General features: G+C 56.0%; 26 protein-coding genes. 4 read left to right on the plus strand and 22 right to left on the minus strand.

The annotated features are described in order from the left end of the window. Positions 1 to 49: 49 nt before the first annotated feature. The 15 genes from hisP to AC07WB_RS13440 all read right to left on the minus strand — a co-directional run bounded on the left by hisP (position 50) and on the right by AC07WB_RS13440 (position 14261). A complete protein-coding gene (gene hisP / locus AC07WB_RS13370) occupies positions 50 to 823 on the minus strand; it encodes a histidine ABC transporter ATP-binding protein HisP (protein WP_097096579.1) in 774 nt (257 codons plus the stop codon). Between the two features lie 8 nt (positions 824 to 831). Beyond that, entirely contained in the window at positions 832 to 1548 is a 717-nt protein-coding gene (locus AC07WB_RS13375) for an ABC transporter permease (protein ID WP_097096578.1), read from the minus strand. Beyond that, positions 1545 to 2231, minus strand: coding sequence for a histidine ABC transporter permease HisQ (locus AC07WB_RS13380; RefSeq protein ID WP_097096577.1), 687 nt, complete (start codon positions 2229 to 2231; stop codon positions 1545 to 1547). The genes AC07WB_RS13375 and AC07WB_RS13380 overlap by 4 nt, the downstream gene beginning before the upstream one ends. A 191-nt stretch (positions 2232 to 2422) precedes the next feature. After that, positions 2423 to 3205, minus strand: a complete 783-nt coding sequence (gene argT / locus AC07WB_RS13385) for a lysine/arginine/ornithine ABC transporter substrate-binding protein ArgT (protein WP_097096576.1) — start codon at positions 3203 to 3205, stop codon at positions 2423 to 2425. A gap of 278 nt (positions 3206 to 3483) precedes the next feature. Further along, positions 3484 to 4053: a UbiX family flavin prenyltransferase gene (locus AC07WB_RS13390; protein ID WP_345828892.1), complete on the minus strand. Its 570-nt coding sequence runs from the start codon at positions 4051 to 4053 to the stop codon at positions 3484 to 3486. Positions 4054 to 4169: 116 nt separating this feature from the next. Beyond that, on the minus strand, positions 4170 to 5687 hold the full coding sequence (gene purF, locus AC07WB_RS13395) for an amidophosphoribosyltransferase (RefSeq protein WP_097096574.1): 1518 nt from the start codon (positions 5685 to 5687) through the stop codon (positions 4170 to 4172). A 36-nt stretch (positions 5688 to 5723) separates the two neighbouring features. Beyond that, positions 5724 to 6209 carry a colicin V production protein gene (gene cvpA / locus AC07WB_RS13400; protein ID WP_064739347.1) on the minus strand — a complete coding sequence of 162 codons (486 nt, stop codon included), beginning with the start codon at positions 6207 to 6209 and terminating at the stop codon, positions 5724 to 5726. 251 nt (positions 6210 to 6460) lie between these two features. After that, positions 6461 to 7210: a cell division protein DedD gene (gene dedD, locus AC07WB_RS13405; protein WP_494940654.1), complete on the minus strand. Its 750-nt coding sequence runs from the start codon at positions 7208 to 7210 to the stop codon at positions 6461 to 6463. Next, the gene (gene folC / locus AC07WB_RS13410) at positions 7200 to 8465 is read right to left on the minus strand and encodes a bifunctional tetrahydrofolate synthase/dihydrofolate synthase (RefSeq protein ID WP_494940655.1); all 1266 of its coding nucleotides are present in this window, start codon (positions 8463 to 8465) and stop codon (positions 7200 to 7202) included. Before folC ends, dedD begins: the two co-directional genes overlap by 11 nt. Before the next feature lie 184 nt (positions 8466 to 8649). Next, positions 8650 to 9558: an acetyl-CoA carboxylase, carboxyltransferase subunit beta gene (gene accD, locus AC07WB_RS13415; RefSeq protein WP_097096571.1), complete on the minus strand. Its 909-nt coding sequence runs from the start codon at positions 9556 to 9558 to the stop codon at positions 8650 to 8652. 132 nt (positions 9559 to 9690) lie between these two features. Beyond that, entirely contained in the window at positions 9691 to 10344 is a 654-nt protein-coding gene (locus AC07WB_RS13420; RefSeq protein ID WP_097096570.1) for a DedA family protein, read from the minus strand. Between the two features lie 36 nt (positions 10345 to 10380). Beyond that, positions 10381 to 11187, minus strand: coding sequence for a tRNA pseudouridine(38-40) synthase TruA (truA, locus tag AC07WB_RS13425; protein WP_097096569.1), 807 nt, complete (start codon positions 11185 to 11187; stop codon positions 10381 to 10383). Beyond that, positions 11187 to 12197 (minus strand): aspartate-semialdehyde dehydrogenase, encoded by a 1011-nt coding sequence (locus AC07WB_RS13430; RefSeq protein WP_007889262.1) that lies wholly within the window; start codon positions 12195 to 12197, stop codon positions 11187 to 11189. Before AC07WB_RS13430 ends, truA begins: the two co-directional genes overlap by 1 nt. Before the next feature lie 102 nt (positions 12198 to 12299). Then, the gene (gene pdxB, locus AC07WB_RS13435; RefSeq protein WP_494940656.1) at positions 12300 to 13424 is read right to left on the minus strand and encodes a 4-phosphoerythronate dehydrogenase PdxB; all 1125 of its coding nucleotides are present in this window, start codon (positions 13422 to 13424) and stop codon (positions 12300 to 12302) included. 57 nt (positions 13425 to 13481) lie between these two features. Then, positions 13482 to 14261, minus strand: coding sequence for a helix-turn-helix domain-containing protein (locus tag AC07WB_RS13440; protein ID WP_345828883.1), 780 nt, complete (start codon positions 14259 to 14261; stop codon positions 13482 to 13484). A gap of 94 nt (positions 14262 to 14355) precedes the next feature. Between AC07WB_RS13440 and AC07WB_RS13445 the strand changes: the two genes are divergently transcribed. Continuing rightward, positions 14356 to 15261, plus strand: coding sequence for a DMT family transporter (locus AC07WB_RS13445; RefSeq protein WP_494940657.1), 906 nt, complete (start codon positions 14356 to 14358; stop codon positions 15259 to 15261). A gap of 112 nt (positions 15262 to 15373) precedes the next feature. Continuing rightward, positions 15374 to 16405, plus strand: coding sequence for a flagella biosynthesis regulator Flk (gene flk / locus AC07WB_RS13450; RefSeq protein WP_097096565.1), 1032 nt, complete (start codon positions 15374 to 15376; stop codon positions 16403 to 16405). Here the strand turns inward: flk and AC07WB_RS13455 are convergent. Further along, positions 16402 to 16845, minus strand: coding sequence for a rhodanese-like domain-containing protein (locus AC07WB_RS13455; protein ID WP_494940658.1), 444 nt, complete (start codon positions 16843 to 16845; stop codon positions 16402 to 16404). The two genes, flk and AC07WB_RS13455, sit on opposite strands and share 4 nt — an antisense overlap. A gap of 86 nt (positions 16846 to 16931) precedes the next feature. On the opposite strand from AC07WB_RS13455, the gene pdxR reads away from it, so the two are divergent. Continuing rightward, positions 16932 to 18368: a MocR-like pyridoxine biosynthesis transcription factor PdxR gene (pdxR, locus tag AC07WB_RS13460; RefSeq protein ID WP_494940659.1), complete on the plus strand. Its 1437-nt coding sequence runs from the start codon at positions 16932 to 16934 to the stop codon at positions 18366 to 18368. On the opposite strand, the gene AC07WB_RS13465 is transcribed toward pdxR, so the two are convergent. Next, complete coding sequence (locus AC07WB_RS13465; RefSeq protein ID WP_097096562.1) at positions 18331 to 19512, minus strand: arabinose transporter; 1182 nt, start codon at positions 19510 to 19512, stop codon at positions 18331 to 18333. The genes pdxR and AC07WB_RS13465 overlap by 38 nt on opposite strands. A 273-nt stretch (positions 19513 to 19785) precedes the next feature. Then, entirely contained in the window at positions 19786 to 21006 is a 1221-nt protein-coding gene (fabB, locus tag AC07WB_RS13470) for a beta-ketoacyl-ACP synthase I (RefSeq protein WP_097096561.1), read from the minus strand. A 155-nt stretch (positions 21007 to 21161) separates the two neighbouring features. On the opposite strand from fabB, the gene mnmC reads away from it, so the two are divergent. Beyond that, the gene (gene mnmC / locus AC07WB_RS13475; RefSeq protein ID WP_494940660.1) at positions 21162 to 23174 is read left to right on the plus strand and encodes a bifunctional tRNA (5-methylaminomethyl-2-thiouridine)(34)-methyltransferase MnmC2/FAD-dependent 5-carboxymethylaminomethyl-2-thiouridine(34) oxidoreductase MnmC1; all 2013 of its coding nucleotides are present in this window, start codon (positions 21162 to 21164) and stop codon (positions 23172 to 23174) included. Between the two features lie 29 nt (positions 23175 to 23203). On the opposite strand, the gene AC07WB_RS13480 is transcribed toward mnmC, so the two are convergent. The 4 genes from AC07WB_RS13480 to mepA form a co-directional block, all read right to left on the minus strand. After that, on the minus strand, positions 23204 to 23485 hold the full coding sequence (locus AC07WB_RS13480) for a YfcL family protein (RefSeq protein ID WP_007889229.1): 282 nt from the start codon (positions 23483 to 23485) through the stop codon (positions 23204 to 23206). 32 nt (positions 23486 to 23517) lie between these two features. Continuing rightward, entirely contained in the window at positions 23518 to 24063 is a 546-nt protein-coding gene (locus AC07WB_RS13485) for an elongation factor P hydroxylase (protein WP_097096560.1), read from the minus strand. A 67-nt stretch (positions 24064 to 24130) separates the two neighbouring features. Then, positions 24131 to 24928, minus strand: coding sequence for a sulfite exporter TauE/SafE family protein (locus AC07WB_RS13490; protein ID WP_097096559.1), 798 nt, complete (start codon positions 24926 to 24928; stop codon positions 24131 to 24133). 136 nt (positions 24929 to 25064) lie between these two features. Beyond that, positions 25065 to 25892: a penicillin-insensitive murein endopeptidase gene (mepA, locus tag AC07WB_RS13495; RefSeq protein WP_370659794.1), complete on the minus strand. Its 828-nt coding sequence runs from the start codon at positions 25890 to 25892 to the stop codon at positions 25065 to 25067.

Below are 25892 nucleotides of genomic sequence, written 5' to 3' on the forward strand. Positions count from 1 at the left end.
CATACATGCGCACCTACGAAGTAGGGTCGCCATTCATGGCGACCAGGAATTACTTCAACGATCCCTTCAAGAACTGCTGCAAGCGCGGGCTTTTCGGGTTACCGAACAGCTCATCCGGCGTGCCCTGCTCTTCAATCTTACCCTGATGCAGAAAGATCACGTGATTAGAGACATGACGAGCAAACTCCATCTCGTGCGTCACCACCACCATGGTTTTGCCCTCTTCGGCCAGCTTCTGCATGATGCGCAGCACTTCGCCGACTAATTCTGGATCCAGCGCCGAGGTCGGTTCGTCAAACAGCAACACTTCTGGTTCCATCGCCAGGGCACGCGCAATGGACACACGCTGCTGCTGGCCGCCGGAGAGATGTACCGGATATTTGGCGCGCGCGCGCGCATCAATACCGACCTTATCCAGATATTTAACCGCACGCTCGCGCGCTTCTGCCTTGCTCAGTCCTAGCACCTGAATCGGCGCCTCGGTGACGTTGTCCAGCACCGTCATATGGCTCCACAGATTAAAATGCTGAAACACCATGGTCAGGCGCGTGCGCAACATGCGTAACTGTTCTTTATTGGCCACTTTCAGCTGACCATCGGTATCACGCACCAAATTGATCTGCTGATTGTTCACCGCAATCGTGCCTTCACTCGGTTTCTCGAGGAAGTTAATGCAGCGCAAGAAGGTACTTTTCCCGGAACCCGACGAGCCAATAATGCTGATCACATCGCCGGCATTAGCCTGCAGTGACACACCTTTGAGAACTTCATGTTCACCGTAACGTTTGTGCAGTTCGGTAACGCTTAATTTATTTTCAGCCATAGTAATACTCAATGCGATGAAGAGGGTTTTACGTGCGCGAGGAAGCGTTGCTCAGCTTTGCGGAACACGCTAATCAGCCCGTAAGAGATAATCAGATACAGCACCGCCGCGATGCCAAACGCGGTAAACGGCTGATAGGTCGCCGAGTTGATATCGCGCGCGATTTTTAACAGATCCGGCACCGTGGCCGTGAACGCCAGCGCAGTGGAGTGCAGCATCAGGATCACTTCATTACTGTAAGCCGGCAGCGCCGTGCGCAGAGCCGAGGGCAGAATAATGCAACGATAGAGTTTAAACGGCGAGAAGCCGTAAGCACGCGCCGCTTCGATTTCCCCATGCGGCACCGAGCGAATTGCACCGGCAAAGATTTCGGTGGTATAGGCGCAGGTATTCAGCGTGAACGCCAGCAGCGTACAGTTCAGCCCACTGCGGAAGAAGGCGTTTAGCAACTCGTTGCCTTTCACCACTTCCAGCGTGTACATCCCAGAGTAAAACACCAGTAGCTGCACATACAGCGGTGTGCCGCGGAACACATACGTGAACAACCATACCGGTGTGGAGATAAAGCGGTTGGAGGAGACGCGCGCAATCGCCAGCAATACCGCAAGAGAACCGCCGATCACAACCGAAAGAATCAATAACCACAGCGTAATTGCAATGCCGGTAAAACGATAACCATCGGTCCAGAGCAGCTGCTTCCAATACTCCTGAATAATCTCAATCATAGCTCGGCCCTTTTCACACCCACCGTGTAGCGGCGCTCAAGCCACCACAGCACGCCGTTCGACAGCGTGGTAAACACCAGATAAATCACCCCCGCCACAATCGCGAAGTAGAACGGTTGCCAGGTACTTTTGCCTGCCAGCTGCGTGGCTTTCACCACATCTTCCAGGCCCAGCAGCGAGACCAGCGCGGTCGCTTTCAGAATGACCTGCCAGTTATTGCCGATGCCCGGCAGCGCAAAACGCATCATTGCCGGGAACAGAATACGACGGAAGGTTTGCGAGCCGGTAAAGCCGAAGGCGGTGGCTGCTTCGATCTGCCCTTTCGGCACTGCCAGAAACGCACCGCGAAAGGTTTCGGTGAAATAAGCGCCGTAGATAAAACCAAGCGTGATAATACCGGCGACCATCGGGTCGATATCAAACTGGGCCAGCCCCAGCGCATCGGTCAGTGTATTAAGTGCGATCTGCAATCCGTAGAAAATCAGCAGCATCAACACCAGGTCGGGCACACCACGAATTAAGGTGGTATAGCCTTCAAACAGCATCGCCAGCGGGCGATTGCGGGAAAGTTTGGCACCAGCGCCAATCAGGCCGAGCACCACCGCCAGCAGCACCGAGCTGAGTGCCAGCTCTAGCGTCACAAGGGTGCCCTTAAGGATTACATCGGAATAGCCATACAACATGGTTCAATCCTGTCGTGAGGAAAATGTAAAATTACCGCCTAATGCAAAGACGGCACTGACCAAGACATTCGAGTCGCAGGAAGGCGGCAAGTGTATGAATTCCCCGGAGCTTATACAAGTAAGTGACCGGGATGAATACACGTTGCCAACGCTCCTGCGGCTTGAAGGGCGACGGTCAGGAGACAGGATAATTAATCGCCGTAGACATTAAAGTCGAAGTACTTTTTAGCAATCTTGTCGTAGGTACCGTCTTTACGCATCTCGCCAAAGGCTTTATCGATCGCCGCCTTCAGGTCTGCATCATCTTTACGCAAACCCATACCGGTGCCGACGCCAAAGATTTTATCGTCTTTGACCGCTGGGCCGGCAAAGGCATATTTCGCACCGACCGGCTGCTTGAGGAAGCCTTCACTCGCCTGCACTTCATCCTGGAACGCAGCATCGATACGACCGGCATTCAGATCCTGGTAGACCAGATCCTGGTTAGCGTATGGCGTAACGGTGACGCCTTTCGGCTGCCAGTACTGTTTTGCATAGGTTTCCTGCGTGGTGCCCTGCAGCAGACCGATGTTTTTGCCTTTCAGCGATTCAATGGTTGGCTGCAGCGTTGAACCTTTTGGCGCCACTAAACGCGCATTAGCCGCATACAATTTCTCTGAGAAGGCAATCTCTTCCTGACGCTTCTCGGTGATAGAGAGAGAAGAGATGATGGCGTCAATTTTCTTCGCCTTCAGCGACGGGATCAGCGCATCGAAATCACTTTCCACATAAGTACATTTAGTCTTGATACGTTTACAAATTTCGTTGGCCAGATCGATATCAAAGCCAACCAGCTGGCCCTGCGCGTTCTTGGATTCGAATGGCGGATAAGTCGGGTCAGTTCCGATGCGCAGCGTCTGTGGTACAGCAGCGAATACACTCGCGCTACTTGCCATTGCCAGCATCAGAGAAAGAGCCAAAACTCGCTTTTTCATAGGTAACCCTCAAGTGAAGTGCTTATTGTTATGTGGTGCGTGATGTGTTGGTTTGCGCTCTAAGATGTGCACGTTTCATGCCAGTTCTGCTAATCGGCTAAAGCGTAAACAGGCGCGCTAAATACTCCGCCGGTAAGCGGCGCAAGCACTTAGTTTGTGAGGGAAATATAACAGCGGTGTAAGGAAGAAAAAGCGACATTGTTAACTTTTGGTGCACAAGATGCACGAAGAGTGATCGCGCACGCGAAATTGCACACAGTCAGTGCATTAATGCACCATTATGCACCGCTCCAGCGGGTGAAAAGATCTTCCGGTAGCTCAATATCAAACTGATCCAGCACGCGATTGACGGTTTGATCGACTAACTCACTAATCGATTGTGGGCGATGATAGAACGCCGGTACGGGCGGCATAATAAGCGCACCGAGTTCAGCTGCCGTGGTCATCATGCGCAGATGCCCCAGATGCAGCGGCGTTTCGCGCACGCACAGCACCAGCTTACGCTGCTCTTTCAGCACCACATCTGCCGCGCGCGTCAGCAGGCTATCGCTGTAGCTATGCACAATACCGGAGAGCGTTTTCATCGAGCACGGCGCAATTGCCATGCCGAGTGTTTTATAGGAGCCGGAGGAGATGCTGGCGGCAATATCGCGCACGTCATGCACCACATCGGCCATCGCTTGCACCTCGCGCAGGGTGAAATCGGTTTCCAGCGCCAGCGTTTGACGCGCTGCGGGGCTGATCACTAAATGGGTTTCCACTTCCGCCAGCGGTTGCAGCACCTGCAACATGCGCACGCCGTAGATTGCGCCGCTGGCGCCGGAAATACCAATGATCAGTCGTTTCATAATTCAGCCTTGCCCGTTCAGATTGCGGCAATAATAGCGGCTACCTGAGCAAAAATACAAAAACAAACAGGGCGGGATTGCGCCCGCCCTGCCGTTACTCTGCCACAACGTGAAGCTTAGCCTTCGTTGTGCAGCTCTAAACCTTCTACTTCTGTCTGACGCGCAATGGCTTTGGAATCGTCGTTACGCAGCGACTGGAGATATTCAAGGTACTGCTGATCAACATCTTTGGTGACGTAAATGCCGTTAAATACCGAGCACTCGAACTGGGCGATATCAGGGTTTTCTTCACGCACCGCTTCGATCAGATCGTTCAGATCCTGGAAAATCAACGCATCGGCTTTAATCAGCTGACGAATCTCTTCCACTTCACGGCCGTGAGCGATGAGCTCGGTTGCGCTTGGCATATCGATTCCGTAGACGTTCGGGAAACGAATTTCCGGTGCCGCAGAAGCGAGGTAAACGCGTTTCGCACCCGCTTCGCGGGCCATCTCGATAATCTGCTCTGAGGTGGTACCGCGTACGATGGAATCATCCACCAGCAACACGTTTTTATCGCGGAACTCGGCACGGTTAGCGTTGAGCTTACGGCGCACCGCGCTGCGGCGCAGCTGCTGGCCCGGCATAATAAAGGTACGGCCAACGTAGCGGTTTTTCACGAATCCCTGGCGATAAGGCTTGTCGAGGATGCGCGCGATTTCCAGCGCGATATCGGTGGAGGTTTCGGGAATGGGAATCACCACATCGATGTCCAGATCTTCCCACTCGCGGGCAATTTTCTCACCCAGCTTGGTGCCCATGCGCACGCGCGCACTGTACACCGAGATTTTATCGAGGAATGAATCCGGACGCGCAAAGTAAACGTACTCGAACAGGCAAGGATTAGTTTTCGGGTTTTCTGCACACTGGCGGGTAGACAGCTGGCCCTGCTCGGTGATGTACACCGCTTCACCCGGCGCAACGTCACGAATGAACTCGAAGCCCAGCGTGTCGAGCGCGACACTTTCTGACGCCACCATATATTCGGTGCGGCCATCAGCGATGACGCGCTTGCCCAGCACCAGCGGACGAATACCGTTAGGATCGCGGAAGGCGACCATACCGTGCCCGATAATCATAGAAACGACCGCGTAAGCGCCGCGCACCTGCTGATGCACTGCCGCCACCGCAGCAAAAATGTTGTCGGCTTCCAGCGGGTAATGCTGAAAACGGTCCAGCTCCTGCGCGAAAATGTTCAGCAGGATTTCGGAATCTGAGGTGGTATTAACGTGACGGCGGCCCGTTTCGAACAGCTGTTTGCGCAGTTCATGCGCGTTGGTCAGGTTACCGTTGTGCGCCAACGTTATGCCATACGGGGAGTTCACGTAGAAGGGTTGCGCTTCAGAGGCGCTCGAGCTGCCTGCCGTAGGGTAGCGTACATGGCCAATCCCGATGTTGCCCTGCAGACGCTGCATGTGGCGCGCTTCGAACACATCGCTTACCAGACCGTTGGCTTTACGCAAACGGAAGCAGTTAATAGCATCGATGGTACAAATGCCGGCGGCATCCTGCCCGCGGTGCTGAAGCACCGTTAACGCGTCATAGATTGACTGGTTTACTGGCATAAAACCGGTGATACCAACAATACCGCACATATTGTCATTTCCTCATTAGCCGCACTCCCGATGGTGTCACCGGGGTAAAAAACTCGACGTGCTTTTCAGGTAATCAAAAAACCACCTGATGATGTAACTGAACTGGGGAATAAGCTGCGACTGTTGCCAGTCCGGGCTTTTGGAAAAGCCGGTGAATGTATCAAGGAAGAAAAGCATAGCAGACACTATCAGCACGCCACGCAACGCCCCGAAACAGACCCCCAACACCCTGTCGGTTCCCGACAAGCCAGTTTTCTCAACCAGCGAGCCGATCACATAGTTCACGATGGCCCCCACAATCAGGGTGGCCACGAATAACACCGCGATGGCGATGCCGTTGCGAACCAGTTCGTCGTCAAAACCTGTAAACCAGACGGCAAGGTAGGCGTAATAATGACTGGCGACAAAAAACGCGCATCCCCAGGTAACGAGAGATAAGGCTTCACGGACAAACCCACGAATCAGGCTGACCAGAGCCGAAAAACCAACTACCGCAATAATGACGTAATCAATCCAGATCATGAACTCTTCCAGCCCAGTGCTATCGCACCCCCTGCATCCAGTTCGGGGCGCATTCTAACAGAAAAAGAAAACGTTTGCGTAGGGTTTTCCGGTTCTGTATCCGTAAAAAGGGCGATGAAAAAAACTTTCCTCGCCCCGTGTGTTATCAGCAATTTAAGATACTGATATTTAATGATTTTATTTCCGCGCTTCGCTACAAAAATTTTGTAAAGCCGCGCCTTTTTCTGCTATCGGCGCGGCTTATCAGCGCCCTATCGCGCGCTATAAGGTTTCACCACCCCACCCAGACCTGAGATGCTTTGCAGCTCGCTAAGAGAACCTTGCAGCTTCGCTTTGTTAGCATCCGGACCGACATAAATGCGGGTAATTTGCCCCTGCACCGGCGATGACGGAACGGTAAAGGCGCGATAGCCGGAGAGACGCAGCTGCGCCACAATCTCGCTCACTTTCGCGGCGTTCTTTAACGCACCCAGCTGTACGACATACGCCTGCCCCGTCGGCGCAGCTGTCTCACTCTGCTTCGGCGTTTCTGCCGGTTTTGGCTGCTCAACCGGTTTCGGCTGCTCTACCGGCTTCGGCTTCGGTTGCTCCACCGGTTTTGGCTTCGGCTGTTCTACCGGCTTTGGTTTCGGCTGCTCGACCGGTTTTGGCTTCGGCTGTTCTACCGGCTTCGGTTGCACCTGCTGATGTACCGGTGGCGGCGTCACTACGCTTGGCTCGGTATTCTGCGTCGGCTGCGCGCTGCCGCTGGTGGCAGTTTTGCCGCTCGCCGGGTTCTGCACCGCGCCTGCACCTTCCGGTGGCTGTGCCGGTAAAGGCTGTGTCACCGGTGGAACCATTTCACTGTCCTGCTGGTCGTCAGGCTTCGGCACCAGCGGAATAGCGGCGAACTCTTCTTTGTAATGCTTTTTCTTACCGTCTAGCAGGCCAGGCAAGACGATGACACCAATCGCCACCAAAATGACCGTACCGACTAAGCGATTTTGAAACTTACTTGCCACTGCCGTTCTCCGCTGCCATCGATTCCATAACCTGCGCTACGGTGTGGAAAGACCCACACACCAGAATCACATCTTCAGGACGCGCCTGCTGACGCGCCGCTTGCCAGGCTGCCTCAACGTTGCTGTAAGACGTTCCATTTTTCAGATGAGCCATGAGCTCATCAGCGGTTGCACCACGCGGACCGTCAAGCGGCGCGCAGTACCAGCAATCAACCTGTGGCGCCAGCGCGGCCAGCGTACCGGCGATATCTTTGTCATGCAGCATACCGACCACCGCATGCACCTTGCCACGCAATAGCTCAGCGGCCAGACGTGAAGCCAGATAATAAGCGGCATGAGGATTGTGCGCCACATCGAGAATCACGCGCGGCGATTCGCTCACGGTCTGAAAACGACCGGGTAAAATAGCGCGTGGCAGATGCTGGCGAATGATCGCTTCACTGACGTTCAGGCCCGATGCACGCAGCGCGGTAAGCGCAGTCGCCGCATTCGGTAATGGCACCTGTGGCAACGGCAAATCGCGCAGTTCACCGTGCGCATCCTGCAACATCCAACTCTCGCCGGTCTGCTGCCACTGCCAGTCGCGATTGCGCTGCAACAGCACTGCCCCCTTCTCCGTCGCCACCTCCGCGATGGTGCCCGGCATATCGTCTTCCCCGACGATCGCCGGTTTGCCTGCACGGAACACGCCGGCTTTTTCGCGGCCGATGCTTTCGCGATCCGGCCCCAGCCAATCGGTGTGATCCAGCGCAATGCTGGTGATTACTGCGACATCAGCATCGACAATATTGGTGGCATCAAGGCGTCCGCCAAGGCCAACTTCGAGAATCACCACATCGAGATTGGCATCGCGGAACAGATTGAATGCCGACAGGGTGCCGAACTCGAAATAGGTGAGAGAAATGTCACCGCGCCCGGCTTCAATTGCGGCAAAACTGGCGCTGTGCAGCGCTTCATCCAGTTCCACACCCTGCACACGTACGCGTTCGGTATAACGCACCAGATGCGGCGAGCTGTAAACGCCCACGCGATAACCGGCGGCCAACAACAGCGTTTCCAGGGTGCGGCAGGTGGTGCCTTTACCGTTAGTACCGGCGACGGTGAAGACAAAAGGAGCGGGTTTGAGTAGATCGAGGCGTTCAGCAACGCGTTGAATACGATCCAAACCGAGTTCAATGGCCTGCGAGTGCAGATGCTCAAGATAATGAAGCCACGTGGCCAAAGGCGACGTGGCTTGAGGAAGAGAATTATCCATGTGTCCCGTTCTTAATTAATACACATCATCCTTCAAGCTGCAGCGGCGTTGGCTGCGTTCATCCACCCCGGTCACTTACTGATGTAAGCTCCCGGGGATGTATTCACTTGCCGCCTTGCTGCAGCTCGAATGATTTCGTGTAGACGGTGCATTGGAGGAAAGGAAGATTCCTTTCCGTTGCCTGTCAGGCTTCGTTGCTCTCCGGCTCAGCCACATCAGGCTGATTACCATCCTGCAGCGGTGCTGGCAGGTTCATCATTTTCGCCAGCAGGCTTGCCAGCTTAAAGCGCATTTCCGGACGACGGATGATCATGTCGATCGCGCCTTTCTCAATCAGGAACTCACTGCGCTGGAAGCCCGGCGGCAGTTTTTCGCGCACGGTCTGCTCGATAACGCGTGGACCGGCAAAGCCAATCAACGCTTTCGGTTCCGCTACGTTGAGATCGCCCAACATCGCGAAGCTGGCGGAAACGCCGCCCATGGTTGGGTCGGTCAGCACGGAGATGTACGGCAAGCCGCGCTCCTGCATTTTCGCCAGTGCAGCACTGGTTTTTGCCATCTGCATCAGCGATTGCAGCGCTTCCTGCATACGCGCACCGCCGGAAGCGGAGAAGCAAATCAGTGGGCAATTGTCTTCCAGCGCCTGCTCAACGCCACGCACAAAGCGCGCGCCAACCACGGAACCCATTGAGCCGCCCATAAAGGAGAACTCAAAAGCCACCGCCACAACGGGCATACCGTGCAGCGTACCTTTCATCGCCACCAGCGCATCTTTCTCGCCCGTGTCTTTCTGTGCAGCAACCAAACGGTCTTTGTACTTCTTTGAGTCGCGGAACTTCAACAGATCCTTCGGTTCCAGCTCGCTACCCAGCTCAACCAGCGAACCTTCATCCAGCATGCTATGCAAGCGCTCACGGGCATGCATGCGCATGTGATGGTCGCACTTCGGGCAGACCTCGAGGTTACGCTCCAGCTCGGCGCGGTACAGCACCTGCCCACAGCTATCGCACTTGGTCCACACCCCTTCCGGGATGCTGGCTTTGCGCGATGGGGTGGCAGTGCTTTTATTCAGTATGCGTTCAATCCAGCTCATTGATGACCTTTCTGTTTAATGCTGACCTGGTCCAGTCTTCTCATTGCTGCTGAAATCACCTTCAGCAGGCCGTAAATGTCGCTCATTAAACCACAACCCGTTCACGCTGTGGATAAAAATCTGGTTACGCGCTTACTGTGACTTCTGCTGACGACGGTGACGCCATACTTCAATGACGCCAGGCAGTATGGAAACCACGATGATGCCGACGATCAGCAGCTTCAGGTTCTCTTGCACCACCGGCAAGTCACCAAACAGGTAGCCAGCGTAAGAGAACAGCAGCACCCACAGCAGCGCACCCGTCACGTTAAAGAGCGCGAAGTGGCGATAAGACATATGTCCCATCCCCGCCACAAAGGGGGCAAAGGTTCGCACGATTGGTACAAAGCGCGCAAGTATAATGGTTTTGCCACCGTGGCGATCGTAAAACGCGTGGGTTTTATCCAGGTAGCTGCGACGGAAAATTTTCGAGTTCGGATTACTAAACAGCTTCTCGCCAAACAAACGACCAATTGTGTAGTTCACCGCATCACCAAGGATGGCAGCGATCACCAGCAGCGTCACCATCAGATGTACATTGAGATCGTTACCCGGCAGTGCCGCCAGCGCCCCCGCCACAAACAGCAGCGAATCGCCAGGCAGGAACGGCGTCACGACCAAACCGGTTTCACAGAACAGAATCAGGAACAGAATGGCGTAAATCCACACGCCGTACTGCGCCACCAGCTCGGCCAAATGCACATCAATATGCAGAATAAAATCGATCAAAAAGTGGATAAACTCCATATAACCACGACTCCCCTGACATCCAACAATTAAAGGTTAATCCGCGAGGAACAACGGTCCCAACGCAGGCTGAGGTAATGCAAAGTGGGATGGATAATCCACCGCCACCAGATAAAGCCCCTCGGCTTTGGCGGTCGCCGCCGCCAACTTGCGATCTTTGGCCGCCAGCAACGTTGCCATCCACTCTTCCGGCTGATTGCCCGTGCCAATTTCCATCAGGCTGCCAACAATATTGCGAACCATATGGTGCACGAACGCATTGGCTTTGATGTCGACCACCACGTACGGTCCATGACGCGAAACGTTGAGATGCATCACGTTGCGCCACGGCGTGCGTGACTGACACTGCACGGCGCGGAACGAGGTAAAATCATTCTCGCCCAGCAGCGCCTGGCCGGCACGCTGCATCTTCTCCGCATCCAATGGATGGTAATAATGGGTAATACCCTTACCAAGAATCGCTGGACGTAGCCGATGGTTATAAATCACGTAGCGATAACGCCGCGCAGTGGCGCTAAAGCGCGCATGGAACTCATCCGGCACCGCTTTCACCCAACGCACCGCGATGTCATCGGGCAGATTAGCGTTAACACCCAGCGTCCAGGCCGCATCGGCACGCGACGAGGTGGTTTCGAAATGCACCACCTGCCCGGTACCGTGCACGCCCGCATCGGTGCGGCCAGCGCAGAACACCACCACTGGATGATCCGCCACTTTCGACAGCGCTTTCTCCAGTTTTTCCTGCACGCTGCGCACTTCATTCTGCCGCTGCCAGCCGTAATAACGGCTGCCGTCATACTCAATACCCAACGCCAGCTTAAGCGTCTTACCTTCAGACAACATTAATAGAAATACTCCTGCACCAGCTTCTCGGCGGTTTTCACTGCCATCAATGCACCACCGAAGCGGATGTTATCGGCGACTGACCAGAACTGCAGCAGCTCCGGAATGCCGTAATCATTGCGCACGCAGCCAATGCTCAGCACGTCGCTGCCAGACGCATCGCCCACTTGCGTTGGGTAATCGCTCTCTTCACTCAGGTTGATATCACCGGAGCGGCCGAGTTCATCGCGCGCTTCTTCTGCCGACAACGGACGCAGATTCTCCACATGCACAATCTGCGCATTGCCATAGAACACCGGTGCCTGCACGCTGCTGACCGCAATCGGTAAACCTTCGTCCTGCAGCACTTTACGCACCTGCTCAACCACGCGACGCTCACTCTCCACGCTGCCGTTGTTGTCAGCCAGCAGCGGCAGAATGTTGAACGCCAGCTGGCGACCAAAATAGTGCTGCTCGGCAGGCACGCCGTTCAGCAAGCGCGCACTTTCACCGGCCAGACCATCAACTGCGGCTTTACCGTGGCTGGAGGCGGCAATCAGGTTGGTCACCTGCAGGCGGCTCAGACCTGCCAGATCCACCAGCGGCTTGATCGAACACAGCAGTTGGCTCACCAGGCTATCAGCCACGGTAATAATATTGCGGTTGCGATAATCCGCCAGCACCTGTGGATTCACATCCGGCACTACCAGCGGCACATCCGGTTCAAGCGCGAACAGGTCGCTGCTATCAATCACCAGACACCCCTGGCTCGCCGCTTCTTCGGCATAGCGCGCCGAGGCTTCACGTCCGGCGGTGAAAAATGCCAGCTGCACCTGCGTCCAGTCAAACTCAGCCGCGTCCTGCACCAGCACGGTACGCCCCTCAAAACGTTTGTTCTCGCCGGCGCCATTTTCACTGGCCAGCAAATACAATTCACCAACCGGGAACTGGCGTTCAGCCAGCAGTTCCAGTACAGCGTTCCCTACTGCGCCTGTTGCGCCTAAAAGCGCGATATTCCAGCCGTCAGACATGTTGGTTTACTCCAGAGATTGACACAAAAACAGAAGGCGGTGAAAACACCGCCCGTGATTTAGGAATTATCCCCCGCAAAATTGCAGGTGATTGAATTAACTTTACAAACTGGCACGGAAGCCGAGTTGATTGAGCATCGCCGCCGTCTCGGCATTGTCGCAATTTACCTGGAGCGATGACCATTCGCGACGCTCTTCGTACTGCTTGCGCAGGCGATCAAACTCGCCTGGCTTTGCTGCCACTTTGCGCAGTGGCGCGTCGTCGCGGCGCACATCATACACCAGATGTACCAGGCGTTTTAGCGTTGGCTGATCGAGCGGGCCGCGCAGCGTGATCGCACCAAATTCCGGTGCAGGCAGCAGACTGTCTAACGAGACCTGCTGCGGCTGACCGATAAAGTCGCACCAGGCTTCAAACACCTGCGTAGTGCCGCGCGCTTTACCTTCCAGCGTGTAACCGGCGATGTGCGCAGTGGCGATATCCACTTTATCCAACAGGTCGAGCGATAAGTCCGGCTCCGGCTCCCACACATCCAGCACCACGCTGAGATCGTGGCGCATCTTGAGTATTTCCAGCAGCGCGGCGTTATCCACCACCGGACCGCGACAGGCATTGATCAGAATCGTGTTGGGCTTGAGCGCCAGCAGCAGCGCCGCATCGGCCAGATGCCAGCTTTTATACGGCCCTTCTTTAAACAGCGGCGTATGGAAGGTGAGGATATCGGCCTGCGCCACCAGCTCATCCAGTGAATGGAAGGTTTCCTTATCGCCACGATCGGCGCGCGGCGGATCGCATAACAGCGTTTTCACTCCCCAGGCTTCCAGACGTTTCTGCAAGCGCCCGCCAACATTGCCCACGCCAACGATGCCCACCGTACGATCGCGCAGTTCGAAGCCATCGCGTTCCGCCAATAGCAGCAGCGCAGAGAAGACATACTCCACCACCGCAATCGCGTTACAGCCCGGCGCGGCAGAGAAACCAATGCCTGCCGCCGCCAGCGACGCATCATCAATATGGTCAGTTCCCGCGGTGGCGGTGCCGACAAACTTCACCGGCGTGCCGGACAGCAGCGCTGCATTCACTTTCGTGACCGAACGCACCATGAGCCCGCTGGCATCCTGCAGCTCAGCTTCCGGCAGCGGACGTCCCGGCACCGCTACCACGTCTCCGGTGCGGCTGAACAGTTCACGGGCATAAGGCATATTTTCATCGACGAGAATTTTCACTGCGGCGGTCCTGTCTGGTTGAGATCAACGGGGCATATTTTGGCATAAAGCCAGGGATTAACCTAACCGGCTGCGATAGCGATCCGGCGTCGTTCCGGCCTGTTGCTGGAACATCACAATCAGCGCTGAGGCTGAGCTGTAGCCCAGCTCATGAGCGATGCCCTGCACGCTGCAGCCCTGCTCAAGCAGCGCGATGGCGCGTAAAAAGCGTAAACGCTGACGCCATTCGCTGAACGACATGTTCAGCTGCTGCTGACAGCGTCGCGCTAGCGTACGCTCGGTGGTAAACACGCGCTTTGCCCATTGTGCCAGCGTGGTGTTATCACCGGGATGGGCTTCAAGCGCCCGCAGAATCGGTGCGAGGAATTTGTCATCGGACATCGGCAAATAGCTGTTGTGCACTGGCGCAATGTGCAGGCGATCCATCAGCACTTCACACAAACGCCAGTCGGCCTGCGTCTGCGGCTGCTCCAGCTCGCGGCGGGCGAAATCATTCATGATGGCGTGCACGAGGGTATCGACATGCAATAAACAGGCTTTATCCGGCATGCCACTGCAGAGATCGGCAGCGATGTTGAAGGTACGAAAACGCGCGTCGTTATGGTTATAGCTACTGTGCCGATGCCCTGCCGGGATCCAAATCGGTATATCGGCAGGCGTCAGCAGGCGTTCGCCTTCCACTTCTAACTCCAGCACGCGACAGGTGACAAATATGACCTGCCCCCAATCATGTGCGTGCATCAGATATTCGGTTTTCGCGTTAACGGCATCGTAGCGCATGAAGTAGCGCAGCAGAGGTGCATCAATCGGCGGCTGATATTCGACTTGAAGATTCATTCTGTCCGGTCACTAACAAATATTGTCCGATTTTAACTATCTAGTCTAAACCGGTCAAACGTAAACTATTCGCGATTATCTGAGGAGCTGTACTATGAATTTTTTGTTTCCGCTGATCGCGGTGCTGATTTGGTCGATCAACACTATCGTTAGCAAACTTTCGGCAGGAAGTATCGATCCTGCGGCGATCTCCTTCTATCGCTGGCTGCTGGCATTGGTGGTGTTGGCCCCGTTTTGCCTGCCGGGCGTCTGGCGTCATCGTCACACCATAAAAAGCAACGGCTGGAGACTGCTGATTCTCGGACTGCTTGGCATGGTGCTGTATCAGAGCCTCGCCTATTACGCGGCGCACAGCGTTTCGGCAGTGATGATGGGTATTCTCGGCGCCACCATTCCGCTGCTGACCATTCTGCTCAGCCTGATAGTACTGCGCCTTGCCCCCACGCGCGGCATTCTGATTGGCGGCGTGCTGTCCTTCGTGGGTTTAGTATGGCTGGTAAGTGAGGGCAATCCGGCGCAGTTGCTGAATCAACGTCTTGGTAACGGCGAGTTGATGATGCTGGCGGCATCAACCTCGTACGCGCTTTATGGCGTGTTGACTAAGCGCTGGGCGATTCCACTGCCCACCTGGCAAAGCCTCTACGTGCAGATTTTCTTTGGCGTACTGCTGCTGATTCCCGGCTTCGTGCATGCACCAGATGTATCGCTCAACGTGTATAATCTGCCGCTGGTGCTGTATGCCGGGCTATTTGCGTCAATTATCGCGCCTTTCCTGTGGATTTTAGGCGTTCAGCGCCTTGGTGCCAGTACCACCAGTCTCTTCATGAATTTTGTACCGGTTTTTACTGCGGCTATCGCCGTCTTGTTCCTGCATGAGCAGCTGCACGCTTATCACTGGATTGGTGGCGGCATGACTTTGGTGGGCGTCATTCTGGCGCAACGTTTGAAAACTCCGTTACGCAAGCCGCGTAACGTTATCCTTCCCGATCCCGCCCCCTGATTTATTATCCGGAAAGACCGTAGCCCCCGTGGATTTCCCGGGGGCTTTTGCTATCATGTGGCCTCGTTTTTCCGGCGCACCCGGATCTGACCCGTTTTTCAAGGATTCCGCCATGCAACCTCTCAGCGGTCCCGGTGTGCCCGCGGGCGATCGTTCATCTTTAACGCCAGCCACTGGCCCAGCCCGTCCTGGTGGCCCCGCCGGTGAACAACCGTTATCCCCTGCCCAGCGCACCACGCTGGAACGCCTGATTGTACGTATCATGTCACTCAGCACGCTAAAAGCCCCGGAACTGTGGGCAGGCGTGCGTCACGAAGTTGGCGTGAAAAATGAGAGTGAGCTGCAATCACGTCATTTCCCGGCGGCAGAACAGCATCTCAATGGCCGTCTGACCCAGGTACAAAACAGCCTTGCCACGCGCCAGCTGTTACAGCAGCTGCTGGAAAAATTGCCGCAGGGCAATAATCGCCAGGCAGTGAGCGACTTTATTCGTCAGCAGTTTAACCAAACGGTATTGAGCGGGTTGTCGCAGGATCAGCTGCGTCAGGTGCTGACCATGCTGCAAAACGGCCAGATGGCAATTCCGCAACCGCAGCAAACGCGATCTTCCGATCGCAGCTTGTTGCCGGCAGAGCAGCAATCGCTGAATCAACAGGTTACACGTCTTGCCGCTACTACCGGGGAATCGCCGGTGAAGCTGCTGGCCGACACCTTGAAGCTGGTAAACCTGAAAAGTGGCGATCCGATTCCATCCCGCCACTTCCCGCTGCTAACGCAATATTTGCAGGTGCGGCAGACGCTGGGTCAGCACAGCGCGCCGACCTTGCAGATGCTGGAAACCTCGCTGAAGCAACCGCTGACGCAGGATGAGCAGCGATTGCTGGAGGATTACAGCCAACAGCGTTTCCAGGCGATGCCCCATACCGTTCTAACGCCAGCGCAAACGCAGGATCTGCTGAATCTATTATTTAGCCGTCGCGCCGAAAAGCTGCACGAACAGCCGCTGGCCGATAGCGAGATGCACCCGCAGCCGATTTGGTCGCCGTTTATTCAAATCCTGCCGCAGCCGCTGGCTCAACGTCCAATGCTCACGCTGATTGTCGGACTCTTGGTGTTCACCTTCCTGCTGTGGTTACTTATCTAGCAGCCACAGTGTGCAGCGGGCGAGGCAGATGGCCATTCGCCTGCTGTCGTCCCCCATGCCATTGGATGACCGTCGCGCTTCCAGAAATCCAACCCACCCATCAGCTCTTTCACCTGAAAACCCAGCGACGCCAGCTTGAGTGCCGCTTTGGTTGAGCCGTTACAGCCAATGCCGTCGCAATAGGTGATGTAAACTTTGCTGCGATCGAGATGCGCGGTCGATGCCGCATTCATGGTGCGATGCGGGAACGAGATGGCGCTGCAAATATGCCCTGCCTGATAAACGTCCTCAGAACGTGCATCGACCACTACGATCGCGCTGATACCCTGCGCCAGATCTTGCGCTAAATCCCACGCATCGGTGTAAAAGCTCAGTTTGTGCTGCAAATACGCCACGCTTTCGTTTGCGCTGGCCGGAGCGAATTTTAAGACCGCTGACATTGCCTTCTCCCACTGTGATTTTTTCTCAGTTTACGGCAAAGTGGTCTGCATGCTGATACCACTTCTATCACCCGAATAAGACCACGATGAAGACCTCATTTTTGGCGCTATTTAGCCACCAGACCCAAGGCGGCCTGCGCGAACGGTTGTGCAATACTCTACGTCAGGCAATTGCCAACGGTCATCTGCAGCATGCGCAGCAACTGCCCGCCAGTCGCCAGCTGGCAATCGATTTATCACTGTCACGCGTTACGGTCGAGGCTGCTTATGCGCAGCTGGAAAGCGAAGGTTATCTGCAGCGCCAGGGCGGACGCGGCACGTTTGTCTCGATTCGCATGCCGCCGCCTAAGCCGAAAAGTCGGGTCGCTTGCTCACCGCGTTTTTCCCAGCGTGGTCAACAGGTGCTGGCGACTGGCGGCTGTCAGGATCCGCCGTTTCCTCACGCCTTCGCCGCCGGCTCGCCAGAGTTACGCGCTTTTCCGCATGCACAGTGGCGTCGCATCACTCATCAGGTGCAACGCTCACTGGGCAGTGGCGTAATGGGCTATGGCGACCCGCTTGGTCTGCCGTCGCTGCGCCAGGCCGTGGCGGATTATCTGGCACTGTCGCGTGGCGTGCGCTGCTCGGCAGAACAGGTGGTGATGCTCACCAGCTCACAGCAGGCGCTGCAACTGCTGGCGTTAATGTTCCTTGATGCGGGCGACGAGGTGTGGCTGGAGGAGCCGGGTTATCCCGGGGCGCGCAATGCGTTTCTCGCCGCCGGTGCGCGCTGTCGCGCCATGCCGCTGGATGCGGAAGGAGCGATGCCGCTCAGTGGTAGCGCGAAATTAGTGTATCTCACGCCCGCCCATCACTACCCAACGGGCACAGCAATGAGCCTGGCGCGCCGCCTGCACTGGCTGGCATGGGCGCGCCAGCACGATAGCTGGCTAATTGAAGATGATTACGACAGCGAATTTCACTACGAGGATCGCCCTGCTCCAGCGCTGCAAGGTGTAGAAACCGACAGTCGGGTCATCTGTCTCGGCACCTTTTCCAAAACGCTGTTTCCCTCGCTGCGTCTGGCGTGGATGGTGGTGCCGCCGCAGTTGGTCCAGGCGCTTGGGCGCGCGCGCAGCGTGATGGACGGCCACAGCGCGATGTTGCCACAGGCAATCACTGCGGAGTTTCTGCAGCAAGGCCATTTTGCCAGCCATCTACGCCTGATGCGCCAGCTATATCGCAGTCGACGTGACTGTTTACTGGAGCAGATCAATACGCGACTGCAACCCTGGCTCCAGCCGCTGCCGGCGGCAGGAGGCTTGCAGTTAACGGTGCAGTTGCTGCAGGGGGATGAAGCGCACTTAACCGAACAGGCTAAAGCGCGAGGATTACTGTTACCGCGGCTGTCACCGCTCTATGCGGGGGAAGCGCAGCAAGCGGGCTGGCTATTGGGATTTGCCGCGCTGACACCCGGTGAGATTATTAGCGCCTGCGATAAGCTGGTTACGCTGCTGTCGCACGACGCGAAAACGTCCAGGTGACCAGAATTCCCAGCGCAGCGCAGCAGGCACCCGCAACATACACGGAACCGTAACCCAGCGCCGTCGCCAGTAAGCCGGTCAATGGTCCGCTGGCGCCGTAAGCAATATCCTGAAAAGCAGAGAAGCCGCCGAGCGCGGTGCCGCGGATCTGCGGCGATACGCGCCTGATGACTTCCACACCCAGCGCCGGGAAGATCAGCGAGCAGCCGCAGCCGGTCAATGCCGCGCCAATTAGCGCCATCCAGCCGGAACTGGCCAACGCCAGCAGCAGTAATCCGGCGGTTTCCACCAGCAGCGATACCATCGCCACGCGCACGCCGCCGTGACGATCCGGCAAACCGCCAAAGAACACGCGCACCAGTACAAAGGCGCAGCCAAACGCCGTGAGCGCAAAACCGGCATTGCCCCAGTTTTCCGCCGCAAAGTAGAGCGAAGTAAAGGTACCGATGACAGCAAACCCGGTGCCCTGCAGCGCCAGCGCCAGCCCCGGCTGGAAGATGGTTTTTACCACGCTAAACAGCGATGGCCGCTCGCCGCCAACAACCGGCACTTTGCGAATCCAGCCATTGATTGCCAGCGATAGCAGCGGTAATAGCAGCGCCACTGCGCCAAGTGCGGCAAAACCGCCATGCTGATTAATTAGCAGCCCCAATGGCGCACCCGCCGCCAGCGATCCGTATATCGCCATGCCGTTCCACGACATCACCAGACCTGAACGTTTACTGCCGACCAGCCCCATGCCCCACGTCAGATTTCCGGTAAGCAGCAAACTTTCGCCAAATCCCAGCAACAGTCGCCCTAGCGCCAGCAAACCAAACTTCGCCCAAGGGGACACCGGTAATAGTGCCGCCGCCAAATAGGCCACGCCGACCAGCGCGATGGCCATCATGCCATGCTGCGTAGTGAGCTTCGCACCATGCTGATCGGCACGCCGTCCAGCAAAGCTGCGCGTTAGCAGCGTGGCAAAAAACTGAATTCCTACCGCCACGCCGACCATCAGATTACTCATGCCGAGTTGCTGATGCACATACAGCGGGATCACCGGCAGCGCCAAACCGGCAGTGAGATAGGTGAGAAATACCGCAAATGAGGTGCAGGCTAACGGCAATACTGATTGCTGCTCTGCGCTGGCAGTGGGGATCATCGGGCGGCGAACTCCTTGTCATAACCAGACACGCGCTTGCTGCCATAACAGAAACGGGATATTTGGTTCACATTTAATGGGAATTGATAATTTTGTTTCGGACGGAGAGAGAGTGTAGGCAAGCAGGAGGTGGATTGTCAAAACAACAAGGGCCGGATAACCGGCCCTTGAGATAATGCTTGCATCATTCGGTCGCCATAAATGGCGCCCCTACGAAGGCATAACGCGGTTTTCGTAGGGTGCGCATTCATGCGCACCTTGTAAAATCTGCAATTACGCTGGCAGCTTACGCATGGTTAACGTGGCGTTGGTGCCACCGAAACCAAAGCTGTTCGACATCACTGTAGTCAATGCTTTTTCGGTCGGCTTGGTCACAATGTTCAGACCTTTACCCGCTTCATCCAGCTCTTCAATATTGATGCTTGGCGCGATGAAGCCGTGCTCCAGCATCAACAAGGTGTAGATCGCTTCCTGCACGCCAGCCGCACCCAGAGAGTGGCCAGTCATCGCTTTGGTCGCAGACAGAGAGGGTGAGTTATCGCCGAATACTTCGCGAATCGCACCCAGCTCTTTCACATCACCCACTGGCGTTGAGGTGCCGTGGGTGTTGAGGTAATCGATTGGCGTATCAACACCTTGCATCGCCATCTTCATGCAGCGCACTGCGCCTTCGCCTGAAGGTGCTACCATATCTGCGCCATCGGAGGTGGCGCCGTAACCGACGATCTCAGCATAAATATGTGCGCCACGTGCCAGAGCATGTTCCAGCTCTTCTACTACCACCATACCACCGCCGCCTGCAATGACAAAACCGTCACGGTTGGCATCGTAGGTACGTGACGCTTTTTCAGGCGTTTCGTTGTATTTGGTCGACAACGCGCCCATCGCATCAAATTCACAGGCCATTTCCCAGCTCAGCTCTTCGCCGCCGCCTGCAAAAACGATGTCCTGTTTGCCCAGCTGAATCTGCTCAACGGCGTTGCCGATGCAGTGTGCTGAAGTGGCACACGCTGAGCTGATGGAGTAGTTCACGCCGTGGATTTTGAACGGGGTTGCCAGGCAAGCAGATACGCCTGAACCCATGGCTTTGGTCACTACGTAAGGACCAACGGCTTTCAGGCCGCGCGGGCCACGCATAGCGTCCGCACCAAATACCTGATAACGCGGAGAACCGCCGCCAGAACCAGCAATTAGGCCAACACGTGGGTTTTGCTGATACTGTTCGTCAGTCAGGCCTGAATCCTTAATCGCTTCAGCCATAGACAGGTAAGCGTAGATCGAGGCATCACTCATAAAACGCACGATTTTGCGATCGATGAGCCCGTTGGTATCCAGTTTGACGTTGCCCCATACGTGGCTGCGCATACCGGCATCTCTCATCTCTTCGGAGAAAGTAATACCGGAACGGCCTTCACGCAGAGAAGCCAGCACTTCTTGCTGGTTATTACCAATGCTGGAAACAATACCCAGGCCAGTAATCACTGCACGTTTCATTCAATAGTCCTCGTTCCACTCTTTTGGATTGACGTGCACTCTAGCGTACAGTTGTAAGCCGAACAAGTCCGATCAGCCATTTCGTTTTGTAAATTTGCGTCATGTCACGTCTGTCGCTAAACTCGCGCCACTGCCTGAAATATGAGCCTTTCCCCGTGAAATTTACCCCAGTAGAACATGCCCAAATAAACTGGAATGAACAGGGTACACCTGTGTCCCGAGCGTTCGGTGACGTCTATTTCTCCAACGACAATGGGCTGGAAGAGACGCGCTATGTTTTCCTTGACGGTAATCATATTCCGCACCGTTTTGCCGATCATTCGCGCGATTTATTTATCGTCGCCGAGAGCGGTTTTGGGACTGGTCTGAACTTTCTCACACTGTGGCAAGCGTTTGATCGCTTCCGCGCCGAGCATCCCACGGCCCCACTCCAGCGCCTGCACTTTATCAGCTGCGAAAAATACCCGCTGACGCACGAGGATTTGATCGCTGCGCATGCGCATTGGCCTGAGCTCCAGCCGTGGGCTGAACAGCTACAACAGCAGTGGCCGCAGGCATTGCCGGGCTGCCAGCGCGTGCTGTTTAACGGTGGCGAAGTCACGCTGGATCTCTGGCTTGGTGATATTAACGCGCTAATTCACACCTTTGATGACAGCCTTAATCGCCAGGTGGATGCGTGGTTTCTTGATGGCTTTGCCCCGGCGAAAAATCCGGAGATGTGGACGCCAGCACTGTTCGCCGCCATGGCGCGCTTAGCGCGTCCGGGCGGCACGCTCGCCACCTTTACGGCGTCTGGCTTTGTGCGCCGTGGCTTGCAGGACGCTGGTTTCACCATGCAGAAGCGCAAAGGATTTGGCCACAAACGTGAAATGCTGATCGGTGTGCTGGAACAGGCAGCTGAGCTGCCGCACAGCCAGCCGTGGTATGCACGACCGCAAGCTGCAAGCCAGGAAGTCGCGCTCATTGGCGGCGGCGTCGCCAGCGCGGTACTGGCTCTGGCACTCCTTCGCCGGGGCTGGCGCGTCACCTTATATTGTGCTGATGCTGCGCCAGCGTTGGGGGCATCCGGTAACCGTCAGGGTGCGCTCTATCCGCTGCTCAATCAGCACGATCCGGCATTGGCGACCTTTTTCCCTGCTGCCTTTGGCTTTGCTCGTCGCCTGTATGATTGGGTGCCGGTGGAGTTTGAGCATCACTGGAGCGGCGTGCTGCAGCTCGGCTGGGACAGTAAAAGTGCGGATAAAATCGCGCAGATGCTCAACATGGACCTACCGCGTGAAATCGCTTATGGCGTAAATAAAGAAGAGGCGGAAAAGCTCGCAGGTGTCGAACTGGGTTTCAGCGGCCTCTATTATCCGCAGGGTGGCTGGCTTTCCCCTTCCCAGTTAACCAGTAATTTGCTGGAGTATGCACAAACGCAAGGCCTGCGCGTTCACTGGCTGCATCAGGTAACGCAGCTTACGCGGAACAATGAAAGCTGGACGCTGCACTTTAGCGATCGGCCATCTGTGCAGCATCAGCAGGTGGTACTGGCGAATGGTCACGCCTTGCTGGATATCGAGCAAAGCAGAATGCTGCCGGCATATGCGGTAGCCGGTCAGGTGAGCCACGTGCCGACTAATGATTCGCTCGGCGAACTGCGCACCGTGCTCTGTTACGACGGCTATCTCACGCCGGTTAGTCCGAATTTCGCTACCCATTGCATTGGTGCCAGCTATCACCGCGGCGATACCACGACTGATTTCCGTGCCGATGACCAGCAAGAAAACCGTCAGCGGCTGATCAACTGCCTACCGGAAAGTGCATGGCCGCAGCAGGTAGATGTATCAGATAATCAGGCGCGCAACGGTGTGCGTTGCGCCACGCGCGATCACCTGCCGATGAGCGGCAGCGCGCCGGATTACGATGCTTTGCTCACGCAGTATGCGGATCTTCCCGCGCAGCGTTCACGCGCTGAAGCCGTGCCCGCAGCGCCAGTGCATGCAGGGTTATTTGTGCTGGGTGCGTTGGGATCGCGTGGTTTATGCAGTGCGCCGCTGGCGGCCGAAGTGCTGGCAGCGCAAATGAGCGGCGAACCCCAGCCGCTGGATGCGGCGACGCTTACGGCATTGAATCCAAATCGCTACTGGGTACGAAAATTGCTGAAGGGTAAAAAAGCGGCTCGTTAATCTGCGGGGCGAGCGATCGCCCCCACAGCTTAAGCGCTCTGACGCGCCTGCAGGAACAGATTGTCCCACATCCCCGTAACCAACGCCTGATCGCGTGGCGACAGTTCACCAGCCGCAATGGCTTTTTGCAGGCTATTGGTGACATGCGTCTGCAGCGCTTCCGGCGTATGTTCGCCGCTCAGTTCAATCTCCGCCACCGCCAGGGTCAGATGACCACGCAGATAGCCGCCAGCAAACAGCTCGTCATCGCTGGCGTGATCGACCATATCATCAATCAGGGCCAGAATGCGGGTTTCAAATTCTACGATCATCTCTTCCTCTCTTCTTATAATGCCATCGCGGATCACAGGTCTTCCGGCCAGGGAAACTGGGCCGCCGTCAACGCCGGCGTGCCGTAATAATTCATTAATGCATCGATGAAACGGGCCGGACGTGCCGGAATACCCTGCTCCAGATAAGTCATCACCTGAGCATGAACCTTACGCTGAAACGCTATGCGATCTGGCTCACAATCGCCTTCGAGATTGTCACAACTTACGTTGAAGGGAAAGCCCGCCGCAACGCAGAACAACCACTCCAGCGCCTGCGGTTTGACCTCAACGGCTTCAAACTGGCTCTGGGTTTGCGCATCACGCCCGTCCGGGCAGTACCAATAACCAAAATCAACCAGCTTGCGACGCGCTTCACCGGCAATACACCAGTGGGAAATTTCGTGCAGCCCGCTGGCGTAGTAGCCGTGGGCGAACACCACGCGATTCCACGGCGAGGTTTCATCCGCTGGAAGATAAATAGGTTCGTCGTCGCCTTTAATTAGACGCGTCTGAAAATCGTCAACGAAGCAGCCATCAAAGATGGCAATCAGCTGATCGTAATGGTGTGTTGTACTCATAATTTTTAATCTTTAAAAAAAACCGGCGCCATTGTCGCACTGGCTGCCGGTCTTGACGAGGATTGGATCACAGGGTTGCCAGCCAGGCCATGAATGCACTGCCGTGACTATCCCATAATAATTTAGCGCTCATCACCGCCGAAACCGTTACTACCATTGGGCGAATGAGCTTCTGACCGCGGCTCAGCACCAGTCTGGCGCCGAGGCGCGCGCCGATAAAGGCACCCAGCAGCATAATCACGCCAGTGCCCCACACCACTTTTCCACCGAACATAAAGAACAGCAAGCTGCCGAAATTCGAGGTGAAATTTAGGATTTTGGCGTGGGCAGTGGCTTTCGCCAAATTGAAGCCGCACAGGGTAACGAAAGCCAGCGCGTAGAAAGAACCCGCGCCCGGGCCAAAGAAGCCGTCGTAGAAACCGACGCAGCCGCCGCCCACCAGCGCATAGGGCAAACCGTGCAGACGACGTTCGCGATCCGCTTCCCCCAAACGTGGCATCAGCAGGAACCACAAACCGATGCAGATCAGTAGCAAAGGCAAGATTTGCCGCAAAACGTCCGCTTGCAGATGCTGAATCAGGATGGTGCCGCCGATTGCGCCAAGAAACGTCATGGCGATATTCAGCCACTGCTCATTTAACTTCACCGCACCGCGACGAATGAAATAGAGGCTGGCGGAGAAGGAACCGCCGACCGATTGCAGCTTATTGGTGGCTAACGCCTGAGCGGGTGAGAGCCCGGCCGCCAGCAAAGAGGGTACAGTGAGCAAGCCCCCGCCTCCGGCAATCGAGTCGATGAATGCCGCCAGCATTGCCACAAAAAACAGCACGCCGATGACCAGCGGGCTGACAACAAAAAGATCCATCAACCATCTTCCTAAATAATCTCGATAATTCAAGCTGCAGGAAGGCGGCAAGCTCGTTCATCCCCGGGAGCTTACATTAGTAAGTGACTGGGGTGGACGAGCGCAGCCAACGCACCTGCGGGTTGAAGAATCGAGGTTATAACAAATGTTTATCTAATAAAGCCTGACATGACGGCGGTAACGGCGGCGGCGTTTTCTTCACTGGCGGCGTGCTGCCAGGTTTTTTCGGCAGGAACCAGCTGTCCAGCTCGGCACCACAGCCATCACCTGGCGGCTGCGGGGCCTGCTCCTGGCACTCAAGGCTGCCTGCTGGGCAACGCAGACGCACGTGCATATGTGCGCGATGGGCAAACCACGGACGCACTTTATTCAGCCACGCACGATCGCTACCGGCATCAGCGCAAAGCTGTCTTTTAATCGCCGGATTAACGAAAATACGCGTCACTTCATCATCTTTCGCTGCCAGCTTAATCAAGCTATCAATTTGTGGCTGCCAATGGCGTGCGATCACCTGCTTATCGTCCGCAGAGACCAAATCAAGCGGCTGCGGTTTCAGCAGTTGCTGCGCACTCCAGCGCGTTTTTGGCAGTTGCAGCCAGATATCCACATCCAGACCGGTTTGATGGCTGGCGTGGCCGCTGCTAAAACGGCCGCCTGCCGCCATGCCCATATCGCCAATCAGCACCTGGCCCAGCTGCAGCTGATGAACTTGCGTACTGAGGCGCTGAATAAAGGCGATCAAGTCTGGATGGCCGAAATAGCGGCGCTGATCCTGACGCATCACCTGATAATTTGGTGAGTTCAGCGGTAGCTGCTGCGCACCAACAATACAGCCGTTGGCGAAACCGCCAATCGACTGCGGGTTGCCGGCAATCGGCTGATGGATTTGCTGCCACGGCGTCGCGGCAACGGCCGCCGCACTGCACAACAGCGCGGCACAGGTGATGAACAGACGGCGCATCAT

It is taken from the genome of Pantoea sp. GW821-FHT03E06, assembly GCF_059420725.1.

Bases quoted from the DNA above. Each gene is read 5' to 3' on its own strand.
- hisP (WP_097096579.1), bottom strand. From the start codon at position 823: ATGGCTGAAAATAAATTAAGCGTTACCGAACTGCACAAACGTTACGGT.
- AC07WB_RS13375 (WP_097096578.1), bottom strand. From the start codon at position 1,548: ATGATTGAGATTATTCAGGAGTATTGGAAGCAGCTGCTCTGGACCGAT.
- AC07WB_RS13380 (WP_097096577.1), bottom strand. From the start codon at position 2,231: ATGTTGTATGGCTATTCCGATGTAATCCTTAAGGGCACCCTTGTGACG.
- argT (WP_097096576.1), bottom strand. From the start codon at position 3,205: ATGAAAAAGCGAGTTTTGGCTCTTTCTCTGATGCTGGCAATGGCAAGT.
- AC07WB_RS13390 (WP_345828892.1), bottom strand. From the start codon at position 4,053: ATGAAACGACTGATCATTGGTATTTCCGGCGCCAGCGGCGCAATCTAC.
- purF (WP_097096574.1), bottom strand. From the start codon at position 5,687: ATGTGCGGTATTGTTGGTATCACCGGTTTTATGCCAGTAAACCAGTCA.
- cvpA (WP_064739347.1), bottom strand. From the start codon at position 6,209: ATGATCTGGATTGATTACGTCATTATTGCGGTAGTTGGTTTTTCGGCT.
- folC (WP_494940655.1), bottom strand. From the start codon at position 8,465: ATGGATAATTCTCTTCCTCAAGCCACGTCGCCTTTGGCCACGTGGCTT.
- accD (WP_097096571.1), bottom strand. From the start codon at position 9,558: ATGAGCTGGATTGAACGCATACTGAATAAAAGCACTGCCACCCCATCG.
- AC07WB_RS13420 (WP_097096570.1), bottom strand. From the start codon at position 10,344: ATGGAGTTTATCCACTTTTTGATCGATTTTATTCTGCATATTGATGTG.
- truA (WP_097096569.1), bottom strand. From the start codon at position 11,187: ATGTTGTCTGAAGGTAAGACGCTTAAGCTGGCGTTGGGTATTGAGTAT.
- AC07WB_RS13430 (WP_007889262.1), bottom strand. From the start codon at position 12,197: ATGTCTGACGGCTGGAATATCGCGCTTTTAGGCGCAACAGGCGCAGTA.
- AC07WB_RS13440 (WP_345828883.1), bottom strand. From the start codon at position 14,261: ATGAATCTTCAAGTCGAATATCAGCCGCCGATTGATGCACCTCTGCTG.
- AC07WB_RS13445 (WP_494940657.1), top strand. From the start codon at position 14,356: ATGAATTTTTTGTTTCCGCTGATCGCGGTGCTGATTTGGTCGATCAAC.
- flk (WP_097096565.1), top strand. From the start codon at position 15,374: ATGCAACCTCTCAGCGGTCCCGGTGTGCCCGCGGGCGATCGTTCATCT.
- AC07WB_RS13455 (WP_494940658.1), bottom strand. From the start codon at position 16,845: ATGTCAGCGGTCTTAAAATTCGCTCCGGCCAGCGCAAACGAAAGCGTG.
- pdxR (WP_494940659.1), top strand. From the start codon at position 16,932: ATGAAGACCTCATTTTTGGCGCTATTTAGCCACCAGACCCAAGGCGGC.
- AC07WB_RS13465 (WP_097096562.1), bottom strand. From the start codon at position 19,512: ATGATCCCCACTGCCAGCGCAGAGCAGCAATCAGTATTGCCGTTAGCC.
- fabB (WP_097096561.1), bottom strand. From the start codon at position 21,006: ATGAAACGTGCAGTGATTACTGGCCTGGGTATTGTTTCCAGCATTGGT.
- AC07WB_RS13480 (WP_007889229.1), bottom strand. From the start codon at position 23,485: ATGATCGTAGAATTTGAAACCCGCATTCTGGCCCTGATTGATGATATG.
- AC07WB_RS13485 (WP_097096560.1), bottom strand. From the start codon at position 24,063: ATGAGTACAACACACCATTACGATCAGCTGATTGCCATCTTTGATGGC.
- AC07WB_RS13490 (WP_097096559.1), bottom strand. From the start codon at position 24,928: ATGGATCTTTTTGTTGTCAGCCCGCTGGTCATCGGCGTGCTGTTTTTT.
- mepA (WP_370659794.1), bottom strand. From the start codon at position 25,892: ATGATGCGCCGTCTGTTCATCACCTGTGCCGCGCTGTTGTGCAGTGCG.